The sequence below is a fragment of the Streptomyces sp. NPDC043861 genome (genome assembly GCF_056435905.1).
The window spans coordinates 315,332-340,730 of the sequence record NZ_JBWKDP010000007.1; the positions used below are offsets into that span (position 1 = coordinate 315,332).

At 68.8% G+C, this 25,399-nt stretch carries 23 protein-coding genes and 6 pseudogenes; 18 read left to right on the forward strand and 11 right to left on the reverse strand.

The window, feature by feature from the left end:
- Positions 1 to 287: 287 nt before the first annotated feature.
- The 5 genes from AC068D_RS19130 (at position 288) to AC068D_RS19150 (ending at position 2,867) form a co-directional block, all read left to right on the forward strand.
- On the forward strand, positions 288 to 623 hold the full coding sequence (locus tag AC068D_RS19130; protein ID WP_478824177.1) for an ArsR/SmtB family transcription factor: 336 nt from the start codon (positions 288 to 290) through the stop codon (positions 621 to 623).
- A complete protein-coding gene (locus AC068D_RS19135) occupies positions 623 to 1,333 on the forward strand; it encodes a cation efflux transmembrane domain-containing protein (protein WP_478824178.1) in 711 nt (236 codons plus the stop codon). The genes AC068D_RS19130 and AC068D_RS19135 overlap by 1 nt, the downstream gene beginning before the upstream one ends.
- 118 nt (positions 1,334 to 1,451) lie before the next feature.
- Complete coding sequence (locus AC068D_RS19140; protein WP_478824179.1) at positions 1,452 to 1,787, forward strand: hypothetical protein; 336 nt, start codon at positions 1,452 to 1,454, stop codon at positions 1,785 to 1,787.
- Positions 1,784 to 2,230: a MerR family transcriptional regulator gene (locus AC068D_RS19145; protein WP_478824180.1), complete on the forward strand. Its 447-nt coding sequence runs from the start codon at positions 1,784 to 1,786 to the stop codon at positions 2,228 to 2,230. The genes AC068D_RS19140 and AC068D_RS19145 overlap by 4 nt, the downstream gene beginning before the upstream one ends.
- A 301-nt stretch (positions 2,231 to 2,531) precedes the next feature.
- Positions 2,532 to 2,867, forward strand: a complete 336-nt coding sequence (locus AC068D_RS19150) for a YnfA family protein (RefSeq protein WP_478824181.1) — start codon at positions 2,532 to 2,534, stop codon at positions 2,865 to 2,867.
- On the opposite strand, the pseudogene AC068D_RS19155 reads toward AC068D_RS19150, so the two are convergent.
- The 6 genes and pseudogenes from AC068D_RS19155 to kdpB (AC068D_RS19180) all read right to left on the reverse strand — a co-directional run.
- Positions 2,842 to 3,309 (reverse strand): annotated as a pseudogene (locus AC068D_RS19155) (Tn3 family transposase); the annotation flags it as partial. The gene AC068D_RS19150 and the pseudogene AC068D_RS19155 overlap by 26 nt on opposite strands.
- Positions 3,310 to 3,331: 22 nt before the next feature.
- On the reverse strand, positions 3,332 to 3,694 hold the full coding sequence (locus AC068D_RS19160) for a hypothetical protein (RefSeq protein ID WP_478824182.1): 363 nt from the start codon (positions 3,692 to 3,694) through the stop codon (positions 3,332 to 3,334).
- A complete protein-coding gene (locus tag AC068D_RS19165; protein WP_478824183.1) occupies positions 3,667 to 4,500 on the reverse strand; it encodes a GNAT family N-acetyltransferase in 834 nt (277 codons plus the stop codon). The genes AC068D_RS19160 and AC068D_RS19165 overlap by 28 nt, the downstream gene beginning before the upstream one ends.
- A 60-nt stretch (positions 4,501 to 4,560) precedes the next feature.
- On the reverse strand, positions 4,561 to 4,638 hold the full coding sequence (locus AC068D_RS19170) for a 50S ribosomal protein bL37 (protein WP_465269139.1): 78 nt from the start codon (positions 4,636 to 4,638) through the stop codon (positions 4,561 to 4,563).
- A 17-nt stretch (positions 4,639 to 4,655) separates the two neighbouring features.
- A complete protein-coding gene (locus AC068D_RS19175) occupies positions 4,656 to 5,465 on the reverse strand; it encodes an SDR family NAD(P)-dependent oxidoreductase (RefSeq protein WP_478824184.1) in 810 nt (269 codons plus the stop codon).
- A gap of 256 nt (positions 5,466 to 5,721) precedes the next feature.
- On the reverse strand, positions 5,722 to 7,881 hold the full coding sequence (gene kdpB, locus AC068D_RS19180) for a potassium-transporting ATPase subunit KdpB (protein ID WP_478824185.1): 2,160 nt from the start codon (positions 7,879 to 7,881) through the stop codon (positions 5,722 to 5,724).
- Positions 7,882 to 8,723: 842 nt separating this feature from the next.
- On the opposite strand from kdpB (AC068D_RS19180), the pseudogene AC068D_RS19185 reads away from it, so the two are divergent.
- From AC068D_RS19185 to AC068D_RS19235, 11 genes and pseudogenes are all read left to right on the forward strand, one after another.
- Positions 8,724 to 9,347 (forward strand): annotated as a pseudogene (locus AC068D_RS19185) (RNA-guided endonuclease TnpB family protein); the annotation flags it as partial.
- Between the two features lie 478 nt (positions 9,348 to 9,825).
- Positions 9,826 to 9,915: a K(+)-transporting ATPase subunit F gene (gene kdpF, locus AC068D_RS19190; RefSeq protein ID WP_478824186.1), complete on the forward strand. Its 90-nt coding sequence runs from the start codon at positions 9,826 to 9,828 to the stop codon at positions 9,913 to 9,915.
- Between the two features lie 32 nt (positions 9,916 to 9,947).
- Positions 9,948 to 10,007: pseudogene (locus AC068D_RS19195) on the forward strand (hypothetical protein); the annotation flags it as partial.
- A gap of 161 nt (positions 10,008 to 10,168) precedes the next feature.
- Positions 10,169 to 10,525: pseudogene (locus tag AC068D_RS19200) on the forward strand (sensor histidine kinase); the annotation flags it as partial.
- 203 nt (positions 10,526 to 10,728) lie between these two features.
- On the forward strand, positions 10,729 to 10,878 hold the full coding sequence (locus AC068D_RS19205) for a hypothetical protein (RefSeq protein WP_478824187.1): 150 nt from the start codon (positions 10,729 to 10,731) through the stop codon (positions 10,876 to 10,878).
- Positions 10,875 to 10,964 carry a K(+)-transporting ATPase subunit F gene (gene kdpF / locus AC068D_RS19210; protein WP_361896819.1) on the forward strand — a complete coding sequence of 30 codons (90 nt, stop codon included), beginning with the start codon at positions 10,875 to 10,877 and terminating at the stop codon, positions 10,962 to 10,964. Before AC068D_RS19205 ends, kdpF (AC068D_RS19210) begins: the two co-directional genes overlap by 4 nt.
- Before the next feature lie 8 nt (positions 10,965 to 10,972).
- Positions 10,973 to 12,637 (forward strand): potassium-transporting ATPase subunit KdpA, encoded by a 1,665-nt coding sequence (gene kdpA / locus AC068D_RS19215; protein WP_478824188.1) that lies wholly within the window; start codon positions 10,973 to 10,975, stop codon positions 12,635 to 12,637.
- A 44-nt stretch (positions 12,638 to 12,681) separates the two neighbouring features.
- Complete coding sequence (kdpB, locus tag AC068D_RS19220) at positions 12,682 to 14,790, forward strand: potassium-transporting ATPase subunit KdpB (RefSeq protein WP_478824189.1); 2,109 nt, start codon at positions 12,682 to 12,684, stop codon at positions 14,788 to 14,790.
- A gap of 5 nt (positions 14,791 to 14,795) precedes the next feature.
- Positions 14,796 to 15,509 carry a potassium-transporting ATPase subunit C gene (locus tag AC068D_RS19225; protein WP_478824190.1) on the forward strand — a complete coding sequence of 238 codons (714 nt, stop codon included), beginning with the start codon at positions 14,796 to 14,798 and terminating at the stop codon, positions 15,507 to 15,509.
- A 134-nt stretch (positions 15,510 to 15,643) separates the two neighbouring features.
- On the forward strand, positions 15,644 to 16,330 hold the full coding sequence (locus AC068D_RS19230) for a response regulator (RefSeq protein WP_478824235.1): 687 nt from the start codon (positions 15,644 to 15,646) through the stop codon (positions 16,328 to 16,330).
- A 79-nt stretch (positions 16,331 to 16,409) separates the two neighbouring features.
- Entirely contained in the window at positions 16,410 to 18,956 is a 2,547-nt protein-coding gene (locus AC068D_RS19235) for a DUF4118 domain-containing protein (protein WP_478824191.1), read from the forward strand.
- A gap of 31 nt (positions 18,957 to 18,987) precedes the next feature.
- Here the strand turns inward: AC068D_RS19235 and AC068D_RS19240 are convergent, their stop codons facing one another.
- Positions 18,988 to 19,539 (reverse strand): hypothetical protein, encoded by a 552-nt coding sequence (locus AC068D_RS19240; protein ID WP_478824192.1) that lies wholly within the window; start codon positions 19,537 to 19,539, stop codon positions 18,988 to 18,990.
- A gap of 198 nt (positions 19,540 to 19,737) precedes the next feature.
- Between AC068D_RS19240 and AC068D_RS19245 the strand changes: the two genes are divergently transcribed.
- A complete protein-coding gene (locus tag AC068D_RS19245) occupies positions 19,738 to 21,573 on the forward strand; it encodes an APC family permease (protein ID WP_478824193.1) in 1,836 nt (611 codons plus the stop codon).
- A 23-nt stretch (positions 21,574 to 21,596) separates the two neighbouring features.
- Here the strand turns inward: AC068D_RS19245 and AC068D_RS19250 are convergent.
- A pseudogene (locus tag AC068D_RS19250) lies at positions 21,597 to 21,794 on the reverse strand (IS110 family transposase); the annotation flags it as partial.
- Between AC068D_RS19250 and AC068D_RS19255 the strand changes: the two are divergent.
- Positions 21,787 to 21,891: pseudogene (locus AC068D_RS19255) on the forward strand (IS5/IS1182 family transposase); the annotation flags it as partial. The pseudogenes AC068D_RS19250 and AC068D_RS19255 sit on opposite strands and share 8 nt — an antisense overlap.
- A 726-nt stretch (positions 21,892 to 22,617) precedes the next feature.
- Here AC068D_RS19255 and AC068D_RS19260 read toward each other — a convergent pair.
- The 3 genes from AC068D_RS19260 to AC068D_RS19270 form a co-directional block, all read right to left on the reverse strand.
- Positions 22,618 to 23,247: a hypothetical protein gene (locus AC068D_RS19260; RefSeq protein ID WP_478824194.1), complete on the reverse strand. Its 630-nt coding sequence runs from the start codon at positions 23,245 to 23,247 to the stop codon at positions 22,618 to 22,620.
- Positions 23,248 to 23,837: 590 nt separating this feature from the next.
- Positions 23,838 to 24,653 carry an alpha/beta fold hydrolase gene (locus tag AC068D_RS19265; RefSeq protein ID WP_478824195.1) on the reverse strand — a complete coding sequence of 272 codons (816 nt, stop codon included), beginning with the start codon at positions 24,651 to 24,653 and terminating at the stop codon, positions 23,838 to 23,840.
- A gap of 49 nt (positions 24,654 to 24,702) precedes the next feature.
- A complete protein-coding gene (locus AC068D_RS19270) occupies positions 24,703 to 25,323 on the reverse strand; it encodes a TetR/AcrR family transcriptional regulator (RefSeq protein ID WP_478824196.1) in 621 nt (206 codons plus the stop codon).
- Positions 25,324 to 25,399 lie beyond the last annotated feature (76 nt).

Genomic DNA, 25,399 nt, shown 5'->3' on the forward strand with positions numbered 1-25,399 from the left:
GCGGGCACGCGTGTTGCCGGACGAGCACACGGCCATGCGCGGGCCGGGGGACTGGCTGAGATCTGCGCGAATACCGCCCACTCCTCCCTGACCCACCTCGGCGAGCAGGGCGCGTCACTGCTGATGCGTATGGCGAAGTCGTGGCACAACAAGCTGGAGAAGCCGGTACTTCGAGCCGTCCCCGGAGGGGATCGCGTAGCTGACCAGCCTGCTCGCGCCCAGGGGCAGTCGACACGGATCAATAGTCCACGATTCCCTGAATTCAGGATCTGATGTACTGTCGTGGTGTGCTGACTGTTGCTTCCGACGTCGAGGTGCTGGCCCGGTTCGGCCGCGCGCTCGCCGACCCGATCCGCTGTCGGATCCTGCTCTCCCTGCGCGGAGCCGCGGCCTACCCGGCCGACCTCGCCGACGCGCTCGACGTCTCCCGCACCCGCCTGTCCAACCACCTGGCGTGCCTGCGTGACTGCGGGCTGGTCGTCACCGTCCCCGACGGGCGCCGTACCCGCTACGAGCTCGCCGACGAACGCCTCGGCCACGCCCTGGACCACCTCCTCGCTGCCGTGGTCGCGGTTGAGGCGGACAAGACCTGCCCGGATGCCGCCACGGAGGGCTGCTGCTGATGACCGCGACATCCCTCGGGCCGTCACCGGCCCGCCGCGACGTGCTCGCCAAGCGAATACGGCTGCTGGTCGCCGCCACGATCATGTACAACGTCGTCGAGGCGATCGTCGCCCTCACGGCAGGCACCCTCGCCTCCTCCACCGCGCTGATCGGCTTCGGCCTCGACTCGGTCATCGAAGTCTCCTCCGCCGCCGCGGTCGCCTGGCAGTTCTCCGCCCGCGACCATGCCGTCCGCGAGGCCCGGGAGAAGACCACCCTGCGGATCATCTCCGTCTCCTTCTTCGCCCTCGCCGTGTACGTGAGCGTCGACGCCGCTCGCGCCCTGACCGGCACCGGCGAAGCCGACCGCTCGATCCCAGGCATCGTCATCGCCTCCCTTTCACTCGCGGTCATGCCGTTCCTCTCCGCTGCCCAGCGCCGCGCCGGCCGCGAACTCGGCTCCGCCAGTGCGGTCGCGGACTCCAAGCAGACGCTGCTGTGCACCTACCTGTCCGCAGTCCTGCTGGTCGGACTCGTCCTCAACGCCGCCCTCGGCTGGTCCTGGGCCGACCCCATCGCCGCCCTCGTCATCGCCGCCGTCGCCGTCAAGGAAGGCCGCGACGCCTGGCATGGCAAGGGCTGTTGCGCGGCTCCCGCCCCTGTGACGCCGTCCGCTGCGCCCGACACCGGAGCGTGTGGCTGCCGTTCCCGGTGCGATTGCTGCAACTGACCTTGGGGTGGTCGGCCCGGAAGGATCTCCTGCGCTGGGACTTGCAACCGGTACCCAGGTACAGGTTTACCGTCGGAGTGTCCCCGCTGCGTGGGGCGTGACGACGGGAGTGAGTGCGATGAGTGATCTGGTGTGGGTGCCGCAGTCCTGCACGCTGTCCACCGCGGAGCGGCCCCTGCGGGTCGCGGAGTGGGACGCGCTGATCGCCGAGAGGTCGGCCTCGCTGTCGAGGCCCCACCCGTTGCGTCTGCGCCTCGACTTGGTCGGCGGACCGGCCGGAGAGGAGCAGGTCCGGGACCTGGTGGAGCGCGAGAGCGGATGCTGCTCGTTCTTCACCTTCACCACCACACCGGGCGACGATCTGGTCGGCCTGGACATCTCGGTGGACCCGGCACATGAATCCGTCCTGGACGCCCTCGCCGCCCGGACCGCTGCCACCGCGGAGTCGCGGTGAGTTCGGGCCTGCGCAGTGGGCAGGTCGCCGAGGCGGCCGGGGTGAACATTCAGACGCTGCGCTACTACGAGCGGCGCGGTCTGCTGGCCGAACCGGAGCGCTCCAGTGGCGGTCACCGCTTGTACGGCGAGGACGCGGTGACCGCACTGCGGGTGATCAAGGCTGCTCAGCGGCTCGGGTTCACGCTGGAGGAGGTCGCCGAGCTGCTGGAGGCCGGCTGCCATCGCCACGGACGTCCCGTCGCGGGCCTCCAGGAGCGGGCCGCGGCCAAACTCGCGGAAGTCGACGCGAAGATCGCCGACCTGACCACCATCCGCACGGCCTTGGCCACGGCCGTCGAGGCGGGCTGCGACGACCTGACCGTCTGCGCCGGAAGTTCCTGCTGCCCCATCCCCTTTGACGACCTCGCCGAGGTGAACCGCCATGCCGGCCCCTGTTACTGATCCCCACCCCCACAGGATGCCGAAGGCACTCGGTGGCTGGCCGCCCTGGCCTGTGTGGCGTGCTGTGCGCTGCCCGTTCTGATCACCGCGGGTGTCCTCGGCGCTGGGACCGGGGCGGTGGTGGGCCGGCTGCCCGCCCTCGCCGTCGTCCTGGCCGTGCTCGCGGCCGGAACCTGGTGGCTCGGACGGTGCCCCCTCTCCTGCTCCTGCGCAGAAGACAGCAGGTGAGGAACGGTGCGGCTGCAAGGCGTCCGGGACCCGCTGAAGATCACGAACACGGACCGCCGGTAGGTTCACCAGCATGGTTGTCGCTCGTTCCGTTGCTCTGTTCGTCGTCGCCGCCCTGTTCGAAATCGGCGGTGCCTGGCTGGTCTGGCAAGGCATCCGCGAACACAAGGGCTGGATCTGGATCGGCGGCGGCGTCATCGCTCTCGGCCTCTACGGTGTGGTCGCCACCTGGCAGCATGACGACAACTTCGGGCGTATTCTCGCCGCGTACGGTGGGGTCTTCGTGGCCGGGTCGATCGCCTGGGGCATGGTCGCCGACGGCTACCGGCCCGACCGCTGGGACGTCATCGGTGCCCTGGTCTGCCTCGCGGGCATGGCCGTGATCATGTACGCGCCCCGCAGCCACTGACCGACTCCTCGTCCACCGCGTCCGGATCGCGCAGGGGCCGCAGGCCGTCGGACAGATCCTGCCGGGAGAAGAGCAGCGGCCCAGCATGTTGACGTGGTGCCGCACGCGCGGCGACCGCCGGGCCACGCCCTCGTCCCGTACCTCGAAGCCGTCCGTTCGCAGCGGCGGCGTCCATGTACCGGGTGTTGAACGGCGCCAGGGCGCTGAGGACGAGTCCCCGGGCGCCGATCTGGCCCTCCATGCCGTCCTGGTAACGGCTGTAGAGCTGTCCGGCCCGGCCGTGGAGGAATCTTCCGGGCGAGCGCGTGACGGCCTTCCTGAAGGTTGGCCTGCACCTTGATCTGGCGCCGGTAACGAGGTTCGTCAGTCAGGCACATGATGTGCAGGGTCTTGGCGTCCGCCCGTAGTGCGCGATCGCGTCCCCAGCGGAGCAGGGCGGGCCTGTATTGCGTTGGCCCGAGCCCTCAGCGGGCGAGCGGTAGCGTCAGTTCGTACGGCATCTCCTCGCCTCCGCGCAGATAGGTGAAGGTGACGACGAGCGAGCTCGCCGCCTCAGGGATGGCGGGCCGGCCAGAGATCTCTCCATCCGTGGCTGAGCCGTCGGGAGCAGTGCCGAACGCCCCGCCCCAGTCGGTGTACTCGTTTCCCAGGTCGTCCCGTGCCTCCAGCATGAGGAGGAAAGAGGCTCCTCCGTCAGGGTCTTCGGGCAGGGCGGGAGTGACCGTGTAGGCGAGGGTGAACGACTCCTCTTCGCGATGCAGGTCCAAGAGGGTGAGCTCATGGCTGCCGTCGAGGATCGTCACCGGGCGGCGGGGGCCTGTGCCCATGGGAGGGGCACGCGCTTCCGGGCTTGGGTACCTGCGACGCCCGCTGCGTGTGGTCCGACGGGCCGCCCTGCGGCGTAGTGGACGTGTTCCCGCACCAGTCGGAAGCCGGCGGTCCAGGCGAGGTGGCGGCTGGGGCGGTCGTCCCGCGAACAGGTCCAGCTCGCGGTGCGACCGCGTGCAGCAATGTCTGCGCACAACGCAGTGACACAGGCGAGGGACAAGTGCCGGCGACGCTGGTCCGAAACGGTTGCGCAGGCGATGTCCTCGTACCTGGTACCGAGGAAGTACGTGCAGGCCATCGCGAGGATCCGACCTCGGTGAAAGGCGGCCCAGCCCAGCCCCGAGCGGGCGAGTGCTGCTGGTCCGCCCCAACTGTGATGAATCCACGACGCATCCGGCTCGAGCGCATCAAGAGCCGGGACGTCCTCAGTCCTCAGTCGGCGCACGCTCACGCCGCGCGGGTGACGCGGTGCCGGCACAGGGATCCGGTGTGCATAGACCATGCGCTCCCATGCGTGGATCCGGTCGAAAGCCGAGCCGAGTACCGGCAGGAACGCCTCAGGAGCCATGACGCAGTGGTCCGCCAGCGCCGCCGCGGCCTCCGGGGTAAGCGCATACGGGTCTCCACGCAGGAGAGCGTGGCCCCCGCAGGCGACCGCGACGACGCGCGGCTGTTCGGCGCGGTCCGCCCACCAGGTGCCCTGTCCGGTCGTCGTCACGTGTTCGGGCAGCGCAGCCGCTCCGGCAGCTCCGGGCGGGAACCATCGAGCGACGTCGGCCACGCGGGGCGGTGCCAGGGCGATCACGAAAATGTCCTCCGATCGGTTGGGGCGGGGCGGCCCCGGGGAGGAGGGGCCGCCCCGGTCTCAGCGCTGGCCTGCCTTGCGGCCGTGGTTGGCCTTCTTCTTGCGGCGGGCCTTCTTCTTGCGTGCGCGCTTGGACATGGAGCTGGTGTCTCCCTTCAGGCGTTGTGGTGGACGAGGATGTCGGCGAGCTTGGTGAGGCGTTTGACCATGCGGTCCTCGGTCGCGCCCCGGGCCGGGTCGACGCGCTGGTCGCGGTCGTAGTAGGCGCCGTTGACGGTCTCGACCGACGGGTCGCAGAGCCGGACGATGTGGGCGGCACCCTCGGCCGGGGAGGAGCCCTGGGGGCCGTAGAGCGGGAGCAGACCGGTTTCGCAGATGCCCGGGTGGACGGACACAGCGGCCACGCGCGGATCGGCGGCGAACACGGTGAGTGCCAGCTGCGACTGGGCGTAGGCGGCCAGCCGGGAGTAGCGGCGGGCGCGGTTCGGGTCGGCCCACTGGATGGAACCGGAGCGGTGCAGCGAGGACGAAACGTTCACCACGCGGCCCCCCGGCTCACTGGTGAGGGCCTGTTCCAGCAAGTTGGTGAGGAGGTAGTGGGCCAGGAAGTTGACCTGGAAGGCGATCTCGTTGCCATCGGCGGTGACAGTGTGTCGCTCGGGCGCGGCGATGGCCGCGTTGTTCACGAGGACGTCCAGGTGCGGGTGCTCGGCAAGGACACGGGCGGCCATTGCTTCCACCTCGTCGAAGCGTGCGAAGTCCGCGACGAACGCGCACAGACGCGCGGCGTCGATCCCTGCCGTGACGACGAGGGCGTCGGTCGCCGCCTGCGCCTCCTCGGCAGTGCGGCCGTGGACAAGGACGGTGGCGCCGCGCGCGGCGAGCAGCCGTGCCGTCTCGTAGCCGATGCCGGAGGTGGCTCCGGTCACCAGAACAGTGCGGGACGAAAGATCTGATTCAGACATGACTCTTCCATAAGTGCGTACAGCCGTACGGGAATGAGAAAGGGGCGCCTGACCAGGTCACGGCGCCCCGAGGGACTGGGGGAATACGTCAGCGCGTCAGAGCGGCGCGGGCGTTCCCTGGCAACGGGGCACACGACGGGGCGCCTGATGAGGCGGCCGGTCGAGAAGGAGCCACTCGCTGTTCACGATGCCCATCGAACCCCGGGGAGCGAACCCGTTCAAGACCGACAGGCGTTCCCTGACGGGCTTCTGACGGTCAGCCCAGCCCCGGAATCATCGAGATCAGCAGGTCGATCGACTTGATGCCGATGAAGGGCAGGATCAGTCCGCCCAGTCCGTACACGCAGAGATTGCGGCGCAGCAGATCGTGGGCGGTGGCCGGCGTGTAGCGCACTCCCCGCAGGGCCAGCGGGATCAGCGTCACGATGATCAGGGCGTTGAAGATGATCGCGGAGGCGATGGCCGAGGTGGGGCTGTGCAGGCCCATGACGTTGAGGGTCTCCAGGCCCGGGTAGGCGCTTGCGAACATGGCGGGGATGATCGCGAAGTACTTCGCCACGTCGTTGGTGATGGAGAAGGTCGTCAGCGCCCCGCGGGTGATGAGGAGTTGCTTGCCGATCTCGACGATCTCGATGAGCTTGGTCGGGTTGGAGTCGAGGTCGACCATGTTCCCGGCTTCCTTGGTGGCCGAGGTGCCGGTGTTCATGGCCACGCCCACGTCCGCCTGGGCCAGGGCCGGGGCGTCGTTGGTGCCGTCGCCGGTCATCGCCACCAGCTTGCCGCCGGCTTGCTCCCGCTTGATGAGGGCGAGCTTGTCCTCGGGGGTGGCCTCGGCGAGGAAGTCGTCGACGCCTGCCTCGGTCGCGATGGCACGGGCGGTGAGCTGGTTGTCGCCGGTGATCATCACCGTACGGATGCCCATACGGCGCAGTTCCGCGAACCGTTCGCGAATGCCGTCCTTGACGACGTCCTTGAGGTGGATGATGCCGAGCACTCGCGGGCCGTCCCAGTCGTGCACGGCCACGAGCAGTGGCGTACCACCGCCGGAGGCGATCGCATCGGTCCAGGTGCGTGCCTCGGCGGGCACGCGTCCGCCGTACATCCTCACCCAGTCGATCACCTGTGCGGCGGCTCCCTTACGGATGTGGCAGGCAGCCCCGTTGGACCAGCGCAGATCGATACCGCTCATCCGGGTCCGGGCACTGAACTCCACGAACCGCGCCTGGGACAGCTCCCCTTCGGCGGGAGCCAGCAGCCCGTACTTCTCCTTCGCGAGCACGACGATGGACCGGCCCTCGGGCGTCTCGTCGGCGAGGGAGGAGAGCTGGGCCGCATCCGCCAGAAATACTCGGTCCACGCCCGGCATGGGGACGAAGTCAGCAGCCTCGCGGTTGCCGAAGGTGATGGTGCCGGTCTTGTCGAGCAGCAGTGTGTTGACGTCACCGGCGGCCTCGACCGCCCGGCCCGACATGGCCAGCACATTGCGCTGCACGAGCCTGTCCATACCGGCGATGCCGATCGCCGAGAGCAGTGCGCCGATCGTGGTCGGGATGAGGGTGACGAGGAGGGCGACGAGCACGGTGGTGGACTGGGCGGCGCCGGCGTAACCGGCCATCGGCTGGAGTGTGACGACGACCAGGACGAAGACCACGGTCAGCGCGGCGAGCAGGATGTTGAGGGCGACCTCGTTCGGCGTCTTCTGTCGAGACGCCCCTTCCACCAGCGCGATCATCCGGTCCAGGAATGAGTGCCCGGGCCGGGAGGTGACGCGGACGACTATCCGGTCGGAAAGCACCGTCGTACCCCCTGTCACACCCGACCTGTCTCCGCCCGACTCCCTGATGACCGGAGCCGATTCACCCGTCACGGCGGATTCGTCGACCGCCGCGATGCCGTCCACGACATCGCCGTCCGCGGGGATCGGCTCGCCTGCCTCGACGAGGACGAAGTCGAAGAGCTGGAGATCGGTCGCCGGGACGGCCTCCGCCTCGGCCCGGTCCAGATCGGCGCCGAACGTCCAGTGACGCAGCCGCAGCGCGACCGTGTCCGTCCGCGCCCGGCGCAGCGACTCGGCCTGGGCCTTGCCGCGGCCCTCCGCGACCGCCTCCGCCAGGTTCGCGAAGATCACCGTCAGCCATAGCCAGACACTGATCACCCAGGTGAAGACGGAGGGATGGACCAGCGCGGAGAGCGTGGTCAGCACCGAGCCGACGGCGACCACGAAGAGGACCGGGTTGCGGACGAGCACCCGGGGATGCAGCTTGCGCAGCGCCTCCGGAAACGAACGCAGCAGCTGTAAGGGATCGAAGAGACCGCTCTGGCCCGCCCGCCGTCGTCGGTGGCCCGGGTGCGCGTGGCCTGCCGGGGCGGGAGTCATCGGGAACGCAGGCGCTTCTTCGGGCGCGGCGGGATGCATCGCGGAAACCTTCTGCTGAGGGCGGGCCGATCAACGGATTGGGGGCCACCGGCCCTGCCGTCGCCTGGGCCCCGGCGACGGCAGGGTGGCTCGCGGTCACGTGGCGTCTGGTCGACGAAGCGCCGCTTCGGCTCGTCGCCGGAGACCAGGCCGATGGACTCGGCCGGAGCTCTGTCATGCCACTGACGTCCACGGTCTCCGGCGGCCGCAGAGGAATCTAATGCCCGGGCGCGCTCAAAAGGGCCTGCGTCGGAGGGAACTTGTGCGCTCTTAACGCAGCCGCGGCGCTGATAGTCAAGGACGCGTCAAGCCCGCCTGGGTATCCGTCAGAAACACGTCAGCACACGCCGTACCTGACCGAAAACCGTCACAGACTGATCGTCACGGGGGAGCGGACGGCGTTCCGTGGCGCGACGTGGAGGGCGAGTGACCGTCACCGCTGGAAGTACGCGCAGTCCGGGGCCGGGGGCCCGGACCGCTGCCGTGCACGGGCCACTGACGTCCGTCCCCGCAGAGAGCCGTCCCGGCCCGAGGCCACGAGGGGGTCCGCGGCCGGGACGGCCCTCTGTCCCCCTGTCGGTCCGTGCGGCTGCTGTGACGGAGACCTTCCGCAGCCGCTACCAGGACCAATCGCAGTGCATCGGGCTTCAGCCCGGTGGTGAAGCGATTCTGATAAGTGCTCTGACCCGCACCTCAGAGCGGACGGTACTGCTGCGCGATGCACTGACAGACTATCGACAGTGGAGCCCTGCCCACCGATCCCGCGAAGCAGGAGCCGGACCACAGCCGCTGTGCGCGCCAGTAGCGCCGTACGAGGTCGGGGAACTCCTGGCGGAGAGGTCGTCGGCATCGACCTGGGCCTGGGGCACTTCGCCGTCCTCTCCGACGGCACGAAGATCGACGCTCCGTGCTTTGTGCGTCGAGCCGAGAAGAAGCTCAAGCGCGAGCAAAAACGCCTCAGCCGGAAGGCGAAAGGCAGCAACAGCAGGTCCAAGGCTCGCATCAAGGTCGTCCGCGCTCACGCGCAGGTGGCCGACGCGCGGCGGGAGTTCCACCACCAGCTCTCCACCCGGATCATTCGCGACAACCAAGCGATTGCCGTTGAGGACCTGGCGGTAAAGGGGGCTCGCCCGTGCGCGCGTCTGGCCTCGTCCGTGCACGACGCGGGCTGGTCGGCGTTCGTCGCAATGCTGGAGTGCAAGGCCGCAATGTACGGGTGCCGGTTCTTCCGCTTCCAACGCTTCGAGCCGACCTCTCAGGTCTCCTCGGCCTGAGGCGTCAAGGACGGCCCCAAGCCCCTCCATATCCGAGAGTGGACGTGCGGTGCTTGCGGGGCGGTCCTCGACCGGGACATCAACGCGGCGGTCAACGTCGCCAAGGCCGCCGGACTGGCGGTGTCGGCCTGTGGAGCGCAGGTAAGTCCGGTACTCGTACCGGCGCAGCGCGGTGAAGCAGGAACCCACTGAGACGGTCAGCCGACCGTGGCAGGAACCCCGCCCTTTAGGGCGGGGAGCGGAAGTCAATGGAGCACCCTGCCTGCGCGGTTGCGAATGCTGCGTACCGCGGTCCTCCTCGGCGGCGCCGTCTGCTCCGGACTCCTCCTGATGAGGTCTGCGGCGACCAGCGGTGAGGGCGTGGGGATGTGCCACCGCCGGGTGCCGGTTGCCACCGCGGTGGCCGGTACGACCAGGACCAAGAGCGTGTCGACGCTCTTCATGCCGCCGCCCCGGGGAATCGGATGGGCTCCGTCGAACACCACCGCCGACCAGACTTCCCGGCACGCCGCCGACACCCTATCCGTAGAGATCGCGTCAACGCGGTGTCAGTGTTGCCGGCACATCGCCAGAGACCCGTCAAAGTGACTGTGCCGTACGAGGGGAAGCGGTTTTGTGTACCCCGACCCGTTGTCCCAATGAACTGACGTGCAAGGGAAGTTGATCGCGCATGGGCGTGGAGAACATCGTCGGACTCATCGTCGCCGTCAGCCTGGTCGGCTACCTGGTGGCTGCCCTGGCCAACCCTGAGAAGTTCTGAGGCCCGACGAACCGCCGGACGAGCGCTCTACCGTGCGTCCGGGAAAGCTGAAGTGGTTTCTCGGCGCCGCCCCCGGTGTCGGCAAGATCTACCGCATGCTCGACGTGGGCCGGCGCAGGGCGGCGCGGGGTCGGGCACGCGGAGTGCCACGGACGGCCGCACACCGAGCGGATACTCGAGGGCTTTGGAGGTGCTGGTCCGGGCCGGGCTCCGCTACTGGGGGAGTGCGTAGCCGGAACTCGATCTGGACGCCGTGCTCCGCCGTCCCCCGTTGCTGGAGCGAGTGCGCCGACCTCGTCAGCAACGCCGCGCGGTACGCGCCCGCCGGTGATCCGGTGGTGATCACGTCGAGCGCGTTGGTCAGTCGCGTCGAGGTACGGGTCGCCGGCCGGGGCGGGCTACTGGGAACGGACCGGGACCGGATCTTCGAGCCTTTCAGCGCCTCGGCGACACCGAAAACACCACCGACGTCGGTCTCGGCCTCGCCCTGGCCCGTGGGCCGGCCGAGGCGATGGACGGCACCCTCGGCTCCGAGGACACGCCCGGCGGTGGCCTGACCATGGTCCTTTCCCTGCCCTTCGGGGAGACGGTGGCTGGATCGGCCCGCTGACCCTCGAACGGAGGCGGGCGGCATGGCCCTGACGGCGGCATCGGCACGGCCAGGGCGGGTCCTCGAGGACGGGATCCCAGGAGCATGCCGGTGAGCAGGGCGGACGCGCCGACGATCATCCTGGTTCTGCGACCGGCATCGCTTGGCGTAGGGAATCCGTAAAGACGGCGCAGTGCGCCGTCAGAGGGGCGTTAACGCGGGCTGTGGAGTGGCCGAAACGCGGTTTCCTCGACTGGTCCGAGAATCCGCATCTCTTCCAGGAGCACCCGATGGCCGACGTGGCCTTCGTCGTCACCACGATCGCGGTCTTCGCGCTGGTGGCTCTCGTCGCCAGGGGGGTGGCAAAGCTGTGACCGCCGAGAACATCGTCGGCCTCGTCGTGGCCGCCGCCCTGCTGGGCTATCTCGTCCTCGCCCTCGTCAAGCCGGAGAGGTTCTGAAGCCCGACATGAGCCCCGAACTTGCTGGTGTGCTCCAGTTGCTCGCGCTGATCGCGGCGCTCGCGCTGGCATACCGTCCCCTCGGCGACTACATGGCCAGGGTCTATTCCTCCGACAAGCACCTGCGGGTGGAGAAATGGATCTACAAGGCCATCGGTGCCAACCCGCACGCCGAGATGCGCTGGCCCGCCTATCTGCGTGGTGTGCTGGCCTTCTCCGCCGTCAGCGTCCTCTTCCTCTACCTGCTGCAGCGTCTGCAGGGCAGCCTGCCCGGTTCGCTCGGCTTCTCCTCGATCGACCCGGACCAGGCGTTCAACACGGCCGCGTCGTTCGTGTCGAACACCAACTGGCAGTCGTACTACGGCGAGCAGGCCATGGGTCACGTCGTGCAGACCGGCGGCCTCGCGGTGCAGAACTTCGTCTCCGCCGCAGTCGGTATCGCGGTCGCGGTGGCGCTGGTCCGCGGTTTTGCCCGGTCCCGCACCGGTGAGCTGGGCAATTTCTGGGCCGACCTGGTGCGCGGCACCGTCCGTATCCTGCTGCCGGTCTCGGTCATCGCCGCGATCGTGCTGGTCGCGCTGGGTGCGATCCAGAACTTCGCCGGGATCCACGAGGTCGGCCAGTTCATGGGCGGCTCGCAGCAGTGGAATGGCGGCGCGGTCGCCTCCCAGGAGGCCATCAAGGAGCTCGGTACCAACGGTGGCGGTTACTTCAACGCCAACTCGGCCCACCCCTTCGAGAACCCCAACGCGTTCTCGAACCTTTTCGAGATCTTCCTGATCCTGCTGATCCCGTTCTCGCTGACCCGGACCTTCGGCAAGATGGTCGGCAGCGTGAAGCAGGGCTACGCGATCCTGGCGACGATGGGCATCATCTGGGTCGGTTTCGTACTGCTCATGTGGGCGACGGAGTTCGCAGGTCACGGTCCGGCCTTCGAGACCGCCGGCGGCGCGATGGAGGGCAAGGAGACCCGGTTCGGCATCGGCGCCTCGTCGATCTTCGCGGTCTCCACCACACTCACCTCGACCGGTGCGGTGGACTCGTTCCACTCCTCGTTCACCGGCCTGGGCGGCGGGATCACGATGCTCGGCATGATGCTGGGCGAGATCGCTCCCGGTGGGGTGGGCTCCGGCCTCTACGGCATGCTGATCATGGCCATCATCGCGGTGTTCATCGCGGGCCTGATGGTCGGCCGTACCCCGGAGTACCTGGGCAAGAAGATCGGCACCCGCGAGATCAAGCTGGCGGCGTGCTACATCCTGATCACCCCGGCGCTGGTGCTCTGCTTCACCGCCGCGGCGATGGCCCTGCCGACTCCGGCCGACTCGATGACCAACAGCGGTGCGCACGGTTTCTCCGAGATCCTGTACGCCTACACCTCGGGCGCCAACAACAACGGTTCGGCTTTTGCCGGGCTGAACGCGGACACGCAGTGGTTCAACACGACGATCGGTCTGGCGATGCTGCTCGGCCGCTTCCTGCCGATGGTTTTCGTGCTGGCGCTGGCGGGCTCGCTGGCGGAGCAGAAGCCCGTCCCCGCCACGGCAGGCACTCTGCGGACCGACAAGCCGCTGTATGCGGGTCTGCTGGTCGGGACGATCCTGATCATCACCGGTCTGACCTACTTCCCGGCGCTGGCGCTGGGTCCGCTCGCCGAAGGGCTGGCGTCATGACCATCGACGTGAAGAAAGCAACGAAGCAAGGGGAGCCCGGCTCCATGCCCACCACGACTCCGACCCGGGCGCCGCACAGCGATGTGCCGACCGGTCACAAGCCCGAGACCGGACGCGTCGGCGGGGGACTGTTCGACCCCACGCAGCTGATCAAGTCCTTCCCGGACGCGATCCGCAAGCTCGACCCCCGGGTGATGATCAAGTCGCCGGTCATGTTCGTGGTCCTGGTCGGGTCCGTGCTGACCACGGTCTTCGCGGTCATGGAACCGTCCGACTGGTTCGGCTGGGCGATAGCCGCCTGGCTGTGGCTGACCACGATCTTCGCCAATCTCGCGGAGGCGGTGGCCGAGGGCCGCGGCAAGGCGCAGGCCGACACCCTGCGCAAGGCCAAGACCGACACCGTCGCCCGCCGTCTCACCAAGGACGGGAAGTCCGAGGAGCGGGTGCCCGGCACCGACCTGCGCATCGGTGACCTGGTCGTCTGCGAGGCCGGCGACATCATTCCCGGCGACGGTGACGTCGTCGAGGGCGTCGCGAGCGTGGACGAGTCCGCCATCACGGGTGAGTCGGCCCCGGTGATCCGTGAGTCCGGCGGCGACCGCTCGGCCGTCACCGGCGGCACGAAGGTGCTGTCCGACCGGATCGTCATCAAGATCACGACGAAGCCGGGCGAGACCTTCATCGACCGGATGATCAACCTGGTCGAGGGCGCCGCCCGGCAGAAGACGCCCAACGAGATCGCGCTGAACATTCTGCTGGCCTCGCTGACCATCGTCTTCCTGCTCGCGGTCGTCACCCTGCAGCCCTTCGCGACCTATGCCAAGGCCCCGCAGACAATGATCGTGCTCGTCGCGCTGCTGGTCTGCCTCATTCCGACCACCATCGGTGCACTTCTCTCGGCGATCGGCATTGCCGGTATGGACCGTCTGGTCCAGCGCAATGTGCTGGCGATGTCCGGCCGTGCGGTCGAGGCCGCCGGGGACGTCTCCACGCTGCTGCTCGACAAGACCGGCACCATCACCCTCGGCAACCGCCAGGCCGCCGAGTTCGTCCCGGTCAAGGGCGTCACCGCCGCCGACGTCGCCGACGCCGCCCAGCTCTCCTCGCTGGCCGACGAGACCCCCGAGGGCCGCTCCATCGTCGTCCTGGCCAAGGAGAAGTACGGTCTGCGCGAGCGCCACCAGGGCGAGCTGACCCAGGCCACATGGGTGCCGTTCACCGCGCAGACCCGTATGTCGGGCGTGGACGTGGACGGGCACAAGGTCCGCAAGGGCGCCACCGCATCCGTCATCGCCTGGGTCCAGGAACGCGGCGGCCAGGTCGCCGACGATGCCGACACCATCGCCAACCGGATCTCCGAGGCCGGCGGCACCCCGCTCCTCGTGGCGTCCGAAGACGGTGACAAGGGTGCCCGGATCCTCGGGGTCATCCACCTCAAGGACGTCGTCAAGGACGGCATGCGCGAACGCTTCGACGAGCTGCGCCGCATGGGCATCAAGACCGTCATGATCACGGGCGACAACCCGCTGACCGCCAAGGCCATCGCCGAGGAGGCAGGTGTCGACGACTTCCTCGCCGAGGCCACTCCCGAGGACAAGATGGCGCTCATCAAGCGGGAGCAGGCCGGCGGCAAGCTGGTGGCGATGACCGGCGACGGCACCAATGACGCCCCCGCCCTCGCGCAGGCGGACGTCGGCGTGGCCATGAACACCGGCACCTCGGCCGCCAAGGAGGCCGGGAACATGGTCGACCTCGACTCCAACCCGACCAAGCTCATCGAGATCGTCGAGATCGGCAAGCAACTCCTCATCACCCGGGGCGCCCTGACGACGTTCTCCATCGCCAACGACGTGGCGAAGTACTTCGCGATCATCCCCGCGATGTTCGCCGTGGTCCACCCAGGCCTGGACAAGCTCAACATCATGGGCCTGGCCTCACCGGAGTCCGCGATCCTGTCCGCGGTCATCTTCAACGCGCTGATCATCATCGCCCTGGTGCCGCTCGCCCTCAAGGGCGTGCAGTACCGGCCCACCAGCGCGGACAGGATGCTCCGCCGCAATCTCGCCCTCTACGGACTCGGCGGCCTCATCGCCCCGTTCATCGGCATCAAGCTCATCGACCTGCTCATCTCCCTCATCCCCGGAATCGGCTGATCGCCATGAACTCATCTTTGGGAAACGCCGCACGGCTGACCTGGGCCGGGCTGCGCGCGCTGCTCGTCCTCACCCTGGTCACCGGCGTCCTCTACCCGCTGCTGGTCACGGGTGTGGCCCAGGGCCTGTTCCGCGACAAAGCGAACGGCTCGGAAATCAAGAGCGACGGCAAGGTCGTGGGCTCGTCACTGATCGGCCAGAGCTACAACCTGCCGAAGAAGAACCCGGACGACGCCGAAGAGACCCCGGCCCCGGACCTGAAATGGTTCCAACCACGCCCGTCCAACGGCCTCGGCGGCAACAGCGTCAACACCCAGTACTCGCTCATCCTGTCCGGAGCGACCAACCGCTCCGGTGACGACGGCGCGGTCGAGGGCAAGTGCCCGGAGAACGCCGAGGAGGGCACTCTCTGCGCCCAGGTCGTCACCGCCGAGGCGGCCGTGGTCAAGGACAACTCCACCGCCACCTACAAGGTCAAGCCCTCGGACGTGCCGGCCGACGCCGTCACCTCCTCCGGCTCCGGCCTGGACCCGCACATTTCCCCCGCCTACGCGAAGCTCCAGGTCCACCGGATCGCGGAGAAGAACCACCTCACCATCGCGCAGGTCGACCAGCTCGTCGCCGATCACACCCAGGGCCGCGCCCTCGGCTTCATCGGCGAACCCCACGTCAACGTCCTCGAACTCAACATCGCCCTCAAAGAACTGATCAAGGGTTGAGCCATGGGGCACCACGCGGGAGCCGACAGCCTGGGAACTTCCACCTCGGGCCGTCGGCTCCCGTCTGCGCGTTCCACCGCATGACTCCCGAACAGGCCCCAGACCCCGCAGCGAAGAAGGAAGGCCGCACGCCGATGACCCAGGTGCTCGTTGTCGAGGACGATCCACAGCTCGTCCGGGCTCTCACGATCAATCTGAAGGCCCGCAAATACGAGGTGGAGGCTGCGACCGACGGCGCTGCCGCTCTGCGACTCGCCGCCGCGGGCCCGCCGGACGCGGTGCTGCTCGACCTGGGCCTGCCGGACGTCGACGGGCTCGAAGTCATCAAGGGACTGCGTCGCTGGAGCAGAGTGCCGATCGTGGTGGTCTCCGCCCGCCGCACCTCCGACGAGAAGATCGAGGCGCTGGACGCCGGAGCCGACGACTACGTCACCAAGCCGTTCAGCATGGACGAGCTGCTGGCCAGGCTGCGCGCCGCCGTACGGCGCGTGGAAACCGCCGAGCCCGTCACAGACGACACGTGGCTGGTCACCACCGACGACTTCACCGTCGATCTTGCGGCGAAGAAGGTGAACCGCTCGGGCAGCGACGTACGCCTCACACCGACCGAGTGGCACCTCCTGGAGCTCCTGATCCGCAATCCCGGACGTCTCATCAGCCAGCGGCAGCTGCTGGAAGAGGTGTGGGGCCACTCCGTCGGGAACAGGACCAACTACCTCCGCGTCTACATGGCGCAGTTGCGTCGCAAACTCGAATCGGACCCCTCGCGCCCTCGATACCTGATTACCGAACCCGGCATGGGATACCGCTTCGAGGCGTGAACCACACGCCACAGCCCCTTCGGACCCTCCCTCTCGACCGCCCAGCAACCCCTCGCCCCTCGACACAGAGATCGGAACCATGGCACGCGGCAAGCTTCGGATTTACCTCGGTGCGGCGCCGGGCGTCGGCAAGACCTACGCCATGCTCTCCGAGGCCCATCGCAGGATTGAGCGGGGTACCGACTGCGTGGTCGCCTTCGTCGAGCACCACAGCCGGCCGCGCACCGAGGTGATGCTGCACGGGCTGGAACAGATCCCTCGCAGGCATCTGGAGTACCGCGACACCGTCTTCACCGAGATGGACGTCGACGCGGTACTCGAGCGGCGACCTGCCGTGGCCCTGGTCGACGAGCTCGCCCACACGAACGTGCCCGGATCACGCAACCCCAAGCGGTGGCAGGACGTCGAAGAGCTGCTCGCCGCAGGCATCAACGTGATCTCGACGGTCAACATCCAGCACCTGGAGTCGCTCGGCGATGTCGTGGAGTCGATAACCGGGGTACGGCAGCGGGAGACGGTCCCCGACGAAGTCGTCCGCCGCGCCGATCAGATCGAACTGGTCGACATGTCCCCCCAGGCGCTGCGCCGCCGCATGGCGCACGGCAACATCTACAAGTCCGACAAGGTCGATGCAGCCCTCTCCAACTACTTCCGCCCCGGGAACCTGACCGCGCTGCGTGAGCTGGCCCTGCTCTGGGTCGCCGACCGGGTCGACGAGTACCTGCAGGAGTACCGGACGGAACACCGGGTCTCGAAGATCTGGGGCTCCCGTGAACGGATCGTCGTGGGTCTCACCGGCGGCCCTGAGGGACGTACCCTCATCCGCCGCGCCGCCCGCCTCGCCGAGAAAGGCGCAGGCGGCGAGGTCATGGCTGTGTACATCTCGCGCAGCGACGGGCTCACGGCGGCCTCGCCCAAGGAGCTGGCGGTCCAGCGCACCCTTGTCGAGGACGTGGGCGGGACCTTCCACCATGTGGTCGGCGATGACATCCCGCAAGCCCTGCTGGAGTTCGCGCGGGGTGTCAACGCCACGCAGATCGTGCTCGGGGCCAGCCGCCGCAAAGGATGGCAGTACGTCTTCGGGCGTGGCGTCAGCGCCACGGTGGCAGTCGAGTCCGGGCCGGACCTCGACGTGCACATCGTCACCCACGAGCAGGTCGCCAAGGGCCGGGGCCTGCCGGTGTCGCGTGGCGCCCGGCTTGGACGCTCCCGGATCATCTGGGGCTGGGTGGCCGGTGTTCTGGGACCGGCCCTGCTGGCCCTGCTCCTGACCAACATCGATGCCGAACTCGGCCTCGCCAACGACATGCTGTTGTTCCTGACGCTCACGGTGGCCGCGGCACTGCTCGGGGGGCTGCTCCCGGCCCTGGCCTCCGCGGCCTTCGGCTCACTGCTCCTGAACTACTTCTTCACCCCGCCGCTGCACCAGCTCACCGTCTCCGACCCGAAGAACATCGTGGCCATCGTGATCTTCGTGTCGGTCGCGGTGTCGGTGGCCTCCGTGGTGGACATCGCCGCCCGCCGCACCCAGCAAGCAGCCAGGCTGCGCGCCGAGTCCGAGATCCTGTCCTTCCTCGCGGGCAGCGTGCTGCGAGGCGAGACCAGCCTCGAAGCCCTTCTGGAGCGGGTGCGCGAGACGTTCGCGATGGAGTCCGTCGCCCTGCTGGAGCGCGCGAGCGACGTGGACCCGTGGACCTGCACGGGAACCGTCGGCAACGCCCGCCCGCTCCAGCGCCCCGAGGACGCCGACGTCGACATGCCCGTGGGCGACCACATGGCCCTGGCACTCTCCGGTCGGCCCCTGCCCGCCGAAGACCGCCGCGTGCTGGGCGCCTTCGCCGCCCAGGCCGCCGTCGTACTCGACCGGCAACGCCTCGTGACAGAGGCCGAGGAGGCCCGCAAACTCGCCGAGGGCAACCGCATCCGCACCGCCCTCCTCGCCGCCGTCAGCCATGACCTGCGCACCCCGCTCGCCGGCATCAAGGCCGCCGTCACCTCGCTGCGCTCCGACGACGTCGAATGGTCCGAGCAGGACCGGGCCGAACTCCTCGAAGGCATCGAGGACGGCGCCGACCGCCTCGACCACCTCGTCGGCAACCTGCTCGACATGTCCCGACTGGAGACCGGCACCGTCACGCCCCTGATCCGCGAGACCGACCTCGACGAAGTGGTTCCCATGGCCCTCGTGGGTGTACCGGAGGCCAGCATCGATCTGGACATCCCGGAGACCCTCCCCATGGTCGCCGTCGACCGCGGGCTGCTGGAGCGGTCGGTCGCCAACATCGTGGAGAACGCCGTCAAGTACAGCCCGGACGGGAAGACGGTCCGCGTGTCAGCCAGCGTCCTCGGCGATCGCGTCGAAGTGCGGGTGGTGGACCGCGGGCCCGGCGTCCCCGACGAGGCCAAGGAACGGATCTTCGCGCCCTTCCAGCGCTACGGCGACGCCCCGCGCGGCGCCGGAGTCGGGCTCGGCCTCGCCGTCGCCCGCGGATTCGCCGAGGCAACGGGCGGGACACTGACCGCCGAGGACACACCCGGAGGCGGCCTGACCATGATCCTCACGGTGCGGACCGCCCCAGGCCAGGAACTACCCGGTCCCGAACTGCCGAGCAGCGCCGTCTCATGAGCCACCGGCGGTCCGAAGGCCGCCGGCGCCATCAGGTGTCCAGTCCGGAGACCTTGAAGACGGCTCTGGCGTTCTCCCCCTCCACTTGCCGGGAGAGCCGACGCAGCGCTGTGCCTCCGTGCCGCAGAGTCCCGCGGACCTGTGAGAGACGGACGTCCGCGTCCAGGACGTGCCACAGCTGGGGGTTGGCGGTCAGGACACGGGGATCGATGTGGACGAGTCCGCCCTCGGTGTCGCCGAGGACGAGTCGCGCGACGCCGTCGGACCAGGCTGCCGAGGCCAGATGATCGGTCCTCACACGGCAGGTTCTCACGATTCCCCGTACCTCGAGCCAGCCCGGACCTGCAGCCACCCTCGGCGGCAGGAGGAACAGGAACAACAGCAGCGCCGGCCCGGCCCACAGTGCGGCGCGTGCGGCGCTGAAGGTGCCGGCGCCCGCGTCGATGACGAGCAGCAGCCCGAGAAGGAGCACCGCACAGCCGCGAGCATGCCGTAGATCGCCGACCCACTCCAGGTCCTGCGCCACGGCGTCGGACGTGGGGGCCGAACGCCATGAATGGTGTGATGTGATGCGCCGTCCCATGAGACGACGCTATGCCTGCTGCCTTCGGCCATCGGGAATCCTGACGCGCCGCTGACGCCGGCAGCAGCAGAATTGACGCCCGCCTGACGCCCGTTGCTTGCGCCCGGCATCAAGAACGCGTGAAGAAGAACGTGGCGGGCGCCAAGAACACGACAGCACTGCTCGTCGGACCCGGGACAGGCCTGCACGCTGACGGGCATGACAGTTCTGACCACGGAGAACAGCGCCGCCGGCGCTGAGGAACCCCCCGATACCGATGCGCGCCACAAGCTGACCGCCGTCACCGGCCTCGCCGCGCTCTCGCTCGACGCGATGGCGTCCGTCGCCTACGGACCGGAAGCGATCGTGTTGGTCCTGGCGGCGGCGGGCGGGTACGGGCTCGGCTTCACCCTCCCGGTGACCCTGGCCATCGCCGCCCTGCTGGCCGTACTGGTTGCCTCCTACCGCCAGGTCATCGCGGCCTTCCCCGACGGAGGCGGAAGCTACGCGGTCGCCAAGGCCCACCTCGGCCGCCGCACCAGCCTGGTCGCCGCCGCATCGCTCGTGCTCGACTACGTCCTCAACGTCGCCGTCGCCGTCACCGCGGGTGTGGCCGCGCTCACCTCGGCCTTCCCTGAGCTGTACGACGAGCGGCTCTGGCTCTGTCTCGCGGTCCTGGTACTCATCACCGCCGTCAATCTGCGCGGCATCGTGGACTCGGCGAAGGCGTTCATCGTGCCGACCGCGGTCTTTGTCGGCTCGATCCTCGTCCTGATCGTGGTCGGGCTCTTCCGGTCCGCGCCCGTCTCCACCGAGGCGGCCGCCGGTCACGCCTCCGTTCTCTCCGACAACGCCACCACCGTCGGCGCGCTGCTCCTGCTCAAGGCGTTCGCCTCCGGCTGCTCCGCCCTGACCGGCGTCGAGGCCATCGCCAACGCCGTCCCGTCCTTCCGCGCCCCGGCCGTGCGCCGCGCCCAGCACGCCGAGGTCGCGCTGGGCGTGCTGCTCGGAGTGATGCTGATCGGCCTGTCGGTGCTGATCTCCCGTTTCGGTCTCCAGCCGGTCGAAGGCGTCACCGTCCTCGCCCAGCTCGCCGACGCATCCGTAGGACACAACGCGGCCTTCTACATCATCCAGTTCGCGACGATGGCGCTGCTCGCGCTCTCCGCCAACACCTCGTTCGGGGGCCTGCCTGTGCTGCTGAAGCTGCTGGCCCGCGACAACTACCTGCCGCACGTGTTCGGGCTGAAGGCCGACCGCCAGGTCCACCGCCATGGAGTACTCGCGCTGGCCGCCGTCTCGGCAGCGCTGCTGGTCTTCTCCGGCGGGGACACCAACACCCTCGTACCGCTCTTCGCGATCGGTGTCTTCGTCGGCTTCACCATCGCCCAGACCGGCATGGTCCTCCACTGGCGGGATCAGCGCACACCGGGCTGGGTCGGCAAAGCCACACTCAACGGCCTCGGTGCCGTCCTCACCGGCGTCAGCGCGATCGTCGTCACCGCCACCAAGTTCCCCGACGGCGCCTGGCTGATCGTGGTTGCCCTGCCGCTCCTGGTCGCCGCCTTCGAATCCGTGCACCAGGCGTACGCGAGGATCGGAGAGTGCCTCGGCATCGGCCGCATCCCCGATCCCCCGCACCGCGCCCGCTCCTTGGTGATCGTCCCGGTTTCCTCCCTGACCCTGCTCACCAGCGAGGCGCTGACCGCGGCGGTGTCGCTCGGCGACGAGGTACGTGCCGTCACCGTCTGCCACACCGACGCGGAGGACCGGGAACAGACGGAGGCCCTTGAGCGTGACTGGGCCCTGTGGAACCCGGGCGTGCCGCTGGTCCGCATTCCCTCCGCCCACCGTGCCTTGGGGCGGCCCATCGCCAGGTACGTCCGGAAGGCCGCCGTGGAACGCCCCGGCTCTCGGATCACGGTCCTCATCCCCGAAGCCGAACCGGGTCGCCTGTGGCAGCGCGTGCTGCAGAACCAGCGCGGCGCCGTCGTTGCCCACGCCCTGCGCAGAGACACCGATGCGGTGGTCTGCCGGCTCCGGTTCCGGCTGTAAGTAACGGGGCTCTATGGCTTTCGTCAAGCCGTAGCGAGTGCGGGTGGTTGGCAAAAGGTGCCGTCGCGGAGCATGGCGAAGAGGACGTCGACGCGGCGTCGGGCAAGTGCAATGAGAGCTGCGATGTGGTGTTTCCCTTCACGGCGTTTTCGCTCGTAGTAGGCGCGTGATTCAGGTTGCGAGAGCGAGGCGAATACGGCGAGGTAGAAGGCCCGTTTGAGTGCTGAACGCACCATGGCCTGGCTCACCGGATGCCGCCGCCTCCACCGCCGCGACGAGCGCAAAGCCGAGCATTTCCTCGCCTTCATGAGCTGGGCCAGGTCGAGTCGTGACGGTCGTCGTCGTGGCGCAGGAGTCTCGGGTCTCGCGACCGGCGTGGCGCTGTCAGAAGCCGAAGCCGGGGCGCCGTCCTTCGCTCATTCTCACTCGGGTACCCGTCGAGCCTTTGGGGACCAACCTGACTCAGTGCCGGTCATGTCCCCGTGGTGCGGGGCCGGCGGTGGGGCGAGGAGCAGGAAGGCCCTGCTCAAGCTGATGGCCCAGACGGACGAGTGAAACGGTGAAGGGGGCGGCCCCCTTCAAAACCCGCGCGGCTGCAGCGCCGGTTCGCAACGCGCTGCTGACCACGTGTCGCCATTGGCTTGGCGAGTGCGCGGTGATGCCGGCGGACGAAGAACCGGGAGCCAAGCAGGAGGCTGTCGGGAGGTGCGGCTGCTACAAGCGGCGTTCGAGAGCGGGTAGGCAGTTCCAGCGCACGGCGGGGTGTGCGTAGTGGTGCAGGTCGCGGTCGGGGAGCCAGATGGCTGCGAGAGCGCGCTTGCGCCCGGGGGGTGCCTCGACCCATCTCGGCGCTTCGCCCGCTTACGCGAAGGCGGCTCTGTGGCGGCCAGCGGCTCGGATTGGTGGTGGCCCTCCAAGGACGGTGGCGGCATCAAGAAGCCGCTGTTGAGGCCGCGCGGTTCGGACCGACCCCGACTGCGTGAGTGGCCTTCGAAGGGTCACCCACGCAGTCGCCACGTTGAGGCTGTCTACCGTTGCCTACGGCTACGACACGGTGGCGCAGATGGCCCAGGCTTCGTACGTGATCGTGCCACCCGAGTCGTTCTCAGCGCGGATACTCCACGCGTTGTCAGCAGACGGCCAGGAATTCTGGATGCGGACATTGGTGGCAAAGAGATTGGCCGGAAGGTAGCGACCGCCTCCGCCGGTCACCACCTGACCGGCATCCGGACAGGTCACCGTGGCTTCACAGAAGGTGTCGTTATCACAGGCAGGTCCGGTGGCGGACACCCTCTCGAACGTGATGTCGGTTGCGCCGGTTGCGCCGGTTGCGCCGGTTGCGCCGGTTGCGCCGGTTGCGCCGGTTGCGCCGGTCGGGCCGGTCGGGCCGGTCGGGCCGGTTGCGCCGGTTGCGCCGGTTGCGCCCGTCGGGCCAGTGTCGCCGGTCGGGCCTGTGTCGCCGGTCGGGCCGGTCGGGCCTGTGTCGCCGGTTGCGCCGGTCGGGCCTGTGGGTCCGGTCGGGCCCTTGCACCTGTCCCAGCCGCCCAGCGTGTGAGCGGCAGCGAGATCTTGGGCGGTATTGCTGCACTTGTCATGACCCGGGCCCGCGGCGGGGTCAAGCGGCGGGGTGGCCAGTGCGGGAGTCACCAGGGTCAACAGGGCCGTGGAAGCCACAAGGCCTCCAGTCAGCACCTTGGTGTAGCGGGGGAGGTGGACGCTTCTTGGTCCAGCACGCATGAGTGACCTGCTTCCATCGTCGGATCGGGTTGGCGAACCACAACCGGAGCGCCACCGCAATGCTTCGCCAACACCGCGTCATGCGCAGGGTGGGACCAGCCAATCGGGTCCCGTGTTCTCGGCGGCCTGGACCGAGGCGGACTCACACAGGCGCGTGCGACCGGGCAATCCGGCACCACCGGTCGTCGAACTCCCTGTCACCTGGGTGGCTGCGGCGCTCGCCGAAGAGCGGTACCCCGGCCCCCCTGGGCGTTGCCTCCCGCCGAAGCGGGAGTCGCCGCAGCCGGACTGACGCAGGAACACCTGGATGAGCGGCCCGGCGAGCCCGCTATGTGGGAGCGGCTCCACCAGCTGTGGGTCGCCGACGCCGTTCAGCTGCGGCGGGAGCTGGGCGACGGCCCGGCCGAGAGCATGCTCCGTGAGGCGCAGCAGGTGCTCCCGATCCTGGGCTGCCGGAGGGCCGCGGGGGTGAGTGTCGTTGTACGGTCGTCTGCTGACACTGCGACATGCCGCATGTGTGCACGGGATCAGTAGGTGGAAGGTTCGGTGATGTCTCGGAGGAAGCTCTGGAGCGTTTGACGCAGGACCTCGGGTTGCTCCAGGTGGACGTCGTGCCCCGCCCCCGGGACGCTGATGGCCATCGTGTCGGTTCGCTCCTTGAGCATCCTGGTGGACTCCTCCGGGGCGATGATGCCGGACTGGCCGAGGACGGCCAGGGTCGGGCAGGTGACAGCCGCCCACTCGTCCCAGTAGGAGCGTTGGGCAATCTCGGCCAAGGAGTCGACCATCACGTGGCGGTCGAAGCGCGGCCACCATCCGCCGTCGCGTTCCTCCAGTCCCGCCGCCCAGCCCTCGCCGACCGGGCCGCCGCCGAGGAACTCCACGGCCGCCTCTTTGGAGGGGAAGGGCTTCGGCCACGAGTCGAACCAGTTGCCGATCTCGGCGACGGCCCTTGGGGTGGACCCGCCGGGGCCGGCTTCGACGAGGACGAGGGCGCTGAGGAGGCCGGGGTGGGCGGCGGCGGTGAGCATGGCTGTATGGCCGCCGAGTGACTGTCCGATCAGTACGGGCTGGTGGAGCCCCAGTTGGTCGAGGACGGCGACGATGTCTGCGACGTACGCGGCGCGTGAGCGGTCCTTGGGGTGCCGCTCGCTGGCGCCGTGACCGCGCTGGTCGACGGCTACCACGCGGTGCCGGGCGCGCAGGTGCTGGGCTGTCGCGTCCCATTCGCCTGCGTGGCCGGCCAGGCCGTGCAGCAGGACGACGGGCGGTCCCGACCCGCCCCAGTCACGGCAGGAGATGCGTACGCCGTCACGTACCACGGTGCGTTCGGACCATGTCATGGGGACTCCTTACCGGCTTGTCCGGGGTGATGTGTCGTCGAGGCGCCGGTCAGCGGTAGGCGGCGAGGAAGGCGCGGACGCCGGCGGTGGCGTAGTGGTCGAGGTCGGCTTCGGTGTGCTGGGGGCTGCCGTGGAACATGGCCTTGTTCACGGGGATCCACAGCAGGAGGCCGGAGAAGTGGTTGGCGGCCAGGAGCGGTTCGTCGCATCGGAGCACTCCGTGGCCGGTCAGGCGCTGGAAGGTGGCCGCCAGGGTGGCCAGGACCCGTTCGAAGCCCTGCTCGTACCAGCTGGCGCCGAGGTCGGGGAAGGCGTCGGCGTTGGCGATGACCAGGCGCCGCAGCTGAAGGACCTGGGGTTGGGTGAGGGCGGTCAGGAACTGGCGGGCGAGGCGGGCCAGGTTCGCTTCCAGGGCATCAGCGTCGGCCGGGATTCCGGCCACCAGGTCGACCATGCCGTCGATCCGATCGGTGGTGGCGAGGACGATTTCGGCGAATAGTTTCTCCTTGTCGGAGAAGTGCTTGTAGACGGTCTGCTTCGACACCGCGGCCAGTTTGGCGATGTCGTCCATGCTCGTGCCTGAGTAGCCCTTGGCCATGAACGCATTGGTCGCGGCCTCCATGATCGCCTGGCGTTTGCGTGCCGACCGGCCTTGCTCGTTCGCTTCCATGCTGCCGCCTCCCGAGATCGGTACTGGACAGTCTAGTTCCTGCGTGAGTACTGTACCGTCCAGTCCACTGGTACCA

Excerpts from the sequence above, each read along its gene's own strand:
- AC068D_RS19135 (WP_478824178.1), top strand. The coding sequence starts at position 623 with ATGACCGCGACATCCCTCGGGCCGTCACCGGCCCGCCGCGACGTGCTC.
- AC068D_RS19140 (WP_478824179.1), top strand. The coding sequence starts at position 1,452 with ATGAGTGATCTGGTGTGGGTGCCGCAGTCCTGCACGCTGTCCACCGCG.
- AC068D_RS19150 (WP_478824181.1), top strand. The coding sequence starts at position 2,532 with ATGGTTGTCGCTCGTTCCGTTGCTCTGTTCGTCGTCGCCGCCCTGTTC.
- AC068D_RS19160 (WP_478824182.1), bottom strand. The coding sequence starts at position 3,694 with ATGGGCACAGGCCCCCGCCGCCCGGTGACGATCCTCGACGGCAGCCAT.
- AC068D_RS19170 (WP_465269139.1), bottom strand. The coding sequence starts at position 4,638 with ATGTCCAAGCGCGCACGCAAGAAGAAGGCCCGCCGCAAGAAGAAGGCC.
- AC068D_RS19175 (WP_478824184.1), bottom strand. The coding sequence starts at position 5,465 with ATGTCTGAATCAGATCTTTCGTCCCGCACTGTTCTGGTGACCGGAGCC.
- kdpB (WP_478824185.1), bottom strand. The coding sequence starts at position 7,881 with ATGCATCCCGCCGCGCCCGAAGAAGCGCCTGCGTTCCCGATGACTCCC.
- kdpF (WP_478824186.1), top strand. The coding sequence starts at position 9,826 with ATGGGCGTGGAGAACATCGTCGGACTCATCGTCGCCGTCAGCCTGGTC.
- kdpA (WP_478824188.1), top strand. The coding sequence starts at position 10,973 with ATGAGCCCCGAACTTGCTGGTGTGCTCCAGTTGCTCGCGCTGATCGCG.
- kdpB (WP_478824189.1), top strand. The coding sequence starts at position 12,682 with ATGCCCACCACGACTCCGACCCGGGCGCCGCACAGCGATGTGCCGACC.
- AC068D_RS19225 (WP_478824190.1), top strand. The coding sequence starts at position 14,796 with ATGAACTCATCTTTGGGAAACGCCGCACGGCTGACCTGGGCCGGGCTG.
- AC068D_RS19230 (WP_478824235.1), top strand. The coding sequence starts at position 15,644 with ATGACCCAGGTGCTCGTTGTCGAGGACGATCCACAGCTCGTCCGGGCT.
- AC068D_RS19235 (WP_478824191.1), top strand. The coding sequence starts at position 16,410 with ATGGCACGCGGCAAGCTTCGGATTTACCTCGGTGCGGCGCCGGGCGTC.
- AC068D_RS19240 (WP_478824192.1), bottom strand. The coding sequence starts at position 19,539 with ATGGGACGGCGCATCACATCACACCATTCATGGCGTTCGGCCCCCACG.
- AC068D_RS19245 (WP_478824193.1), top strand. The coding sequence starts at position 19,738 with ATGACAGTTCTGACCACGGAGAACAGCGCCGCCGGCGCTGAGGAACCC.
- AC068D_RS19265 (WP_478824195.1), bottom strand. The coding sequence starts at position 24,653 with ATGACATGGTCCGAACGCACCGTGGTACGTGACGGCGTACGCATCTCC.
- AC068D_RS19270 (WP_478824196.1), bottom strand. The coding sequence starts at position 25,323 with ATGGAAGCGAACGAGCAAGGCCGGTCGGCACGCAAACGCCAGGCGATC.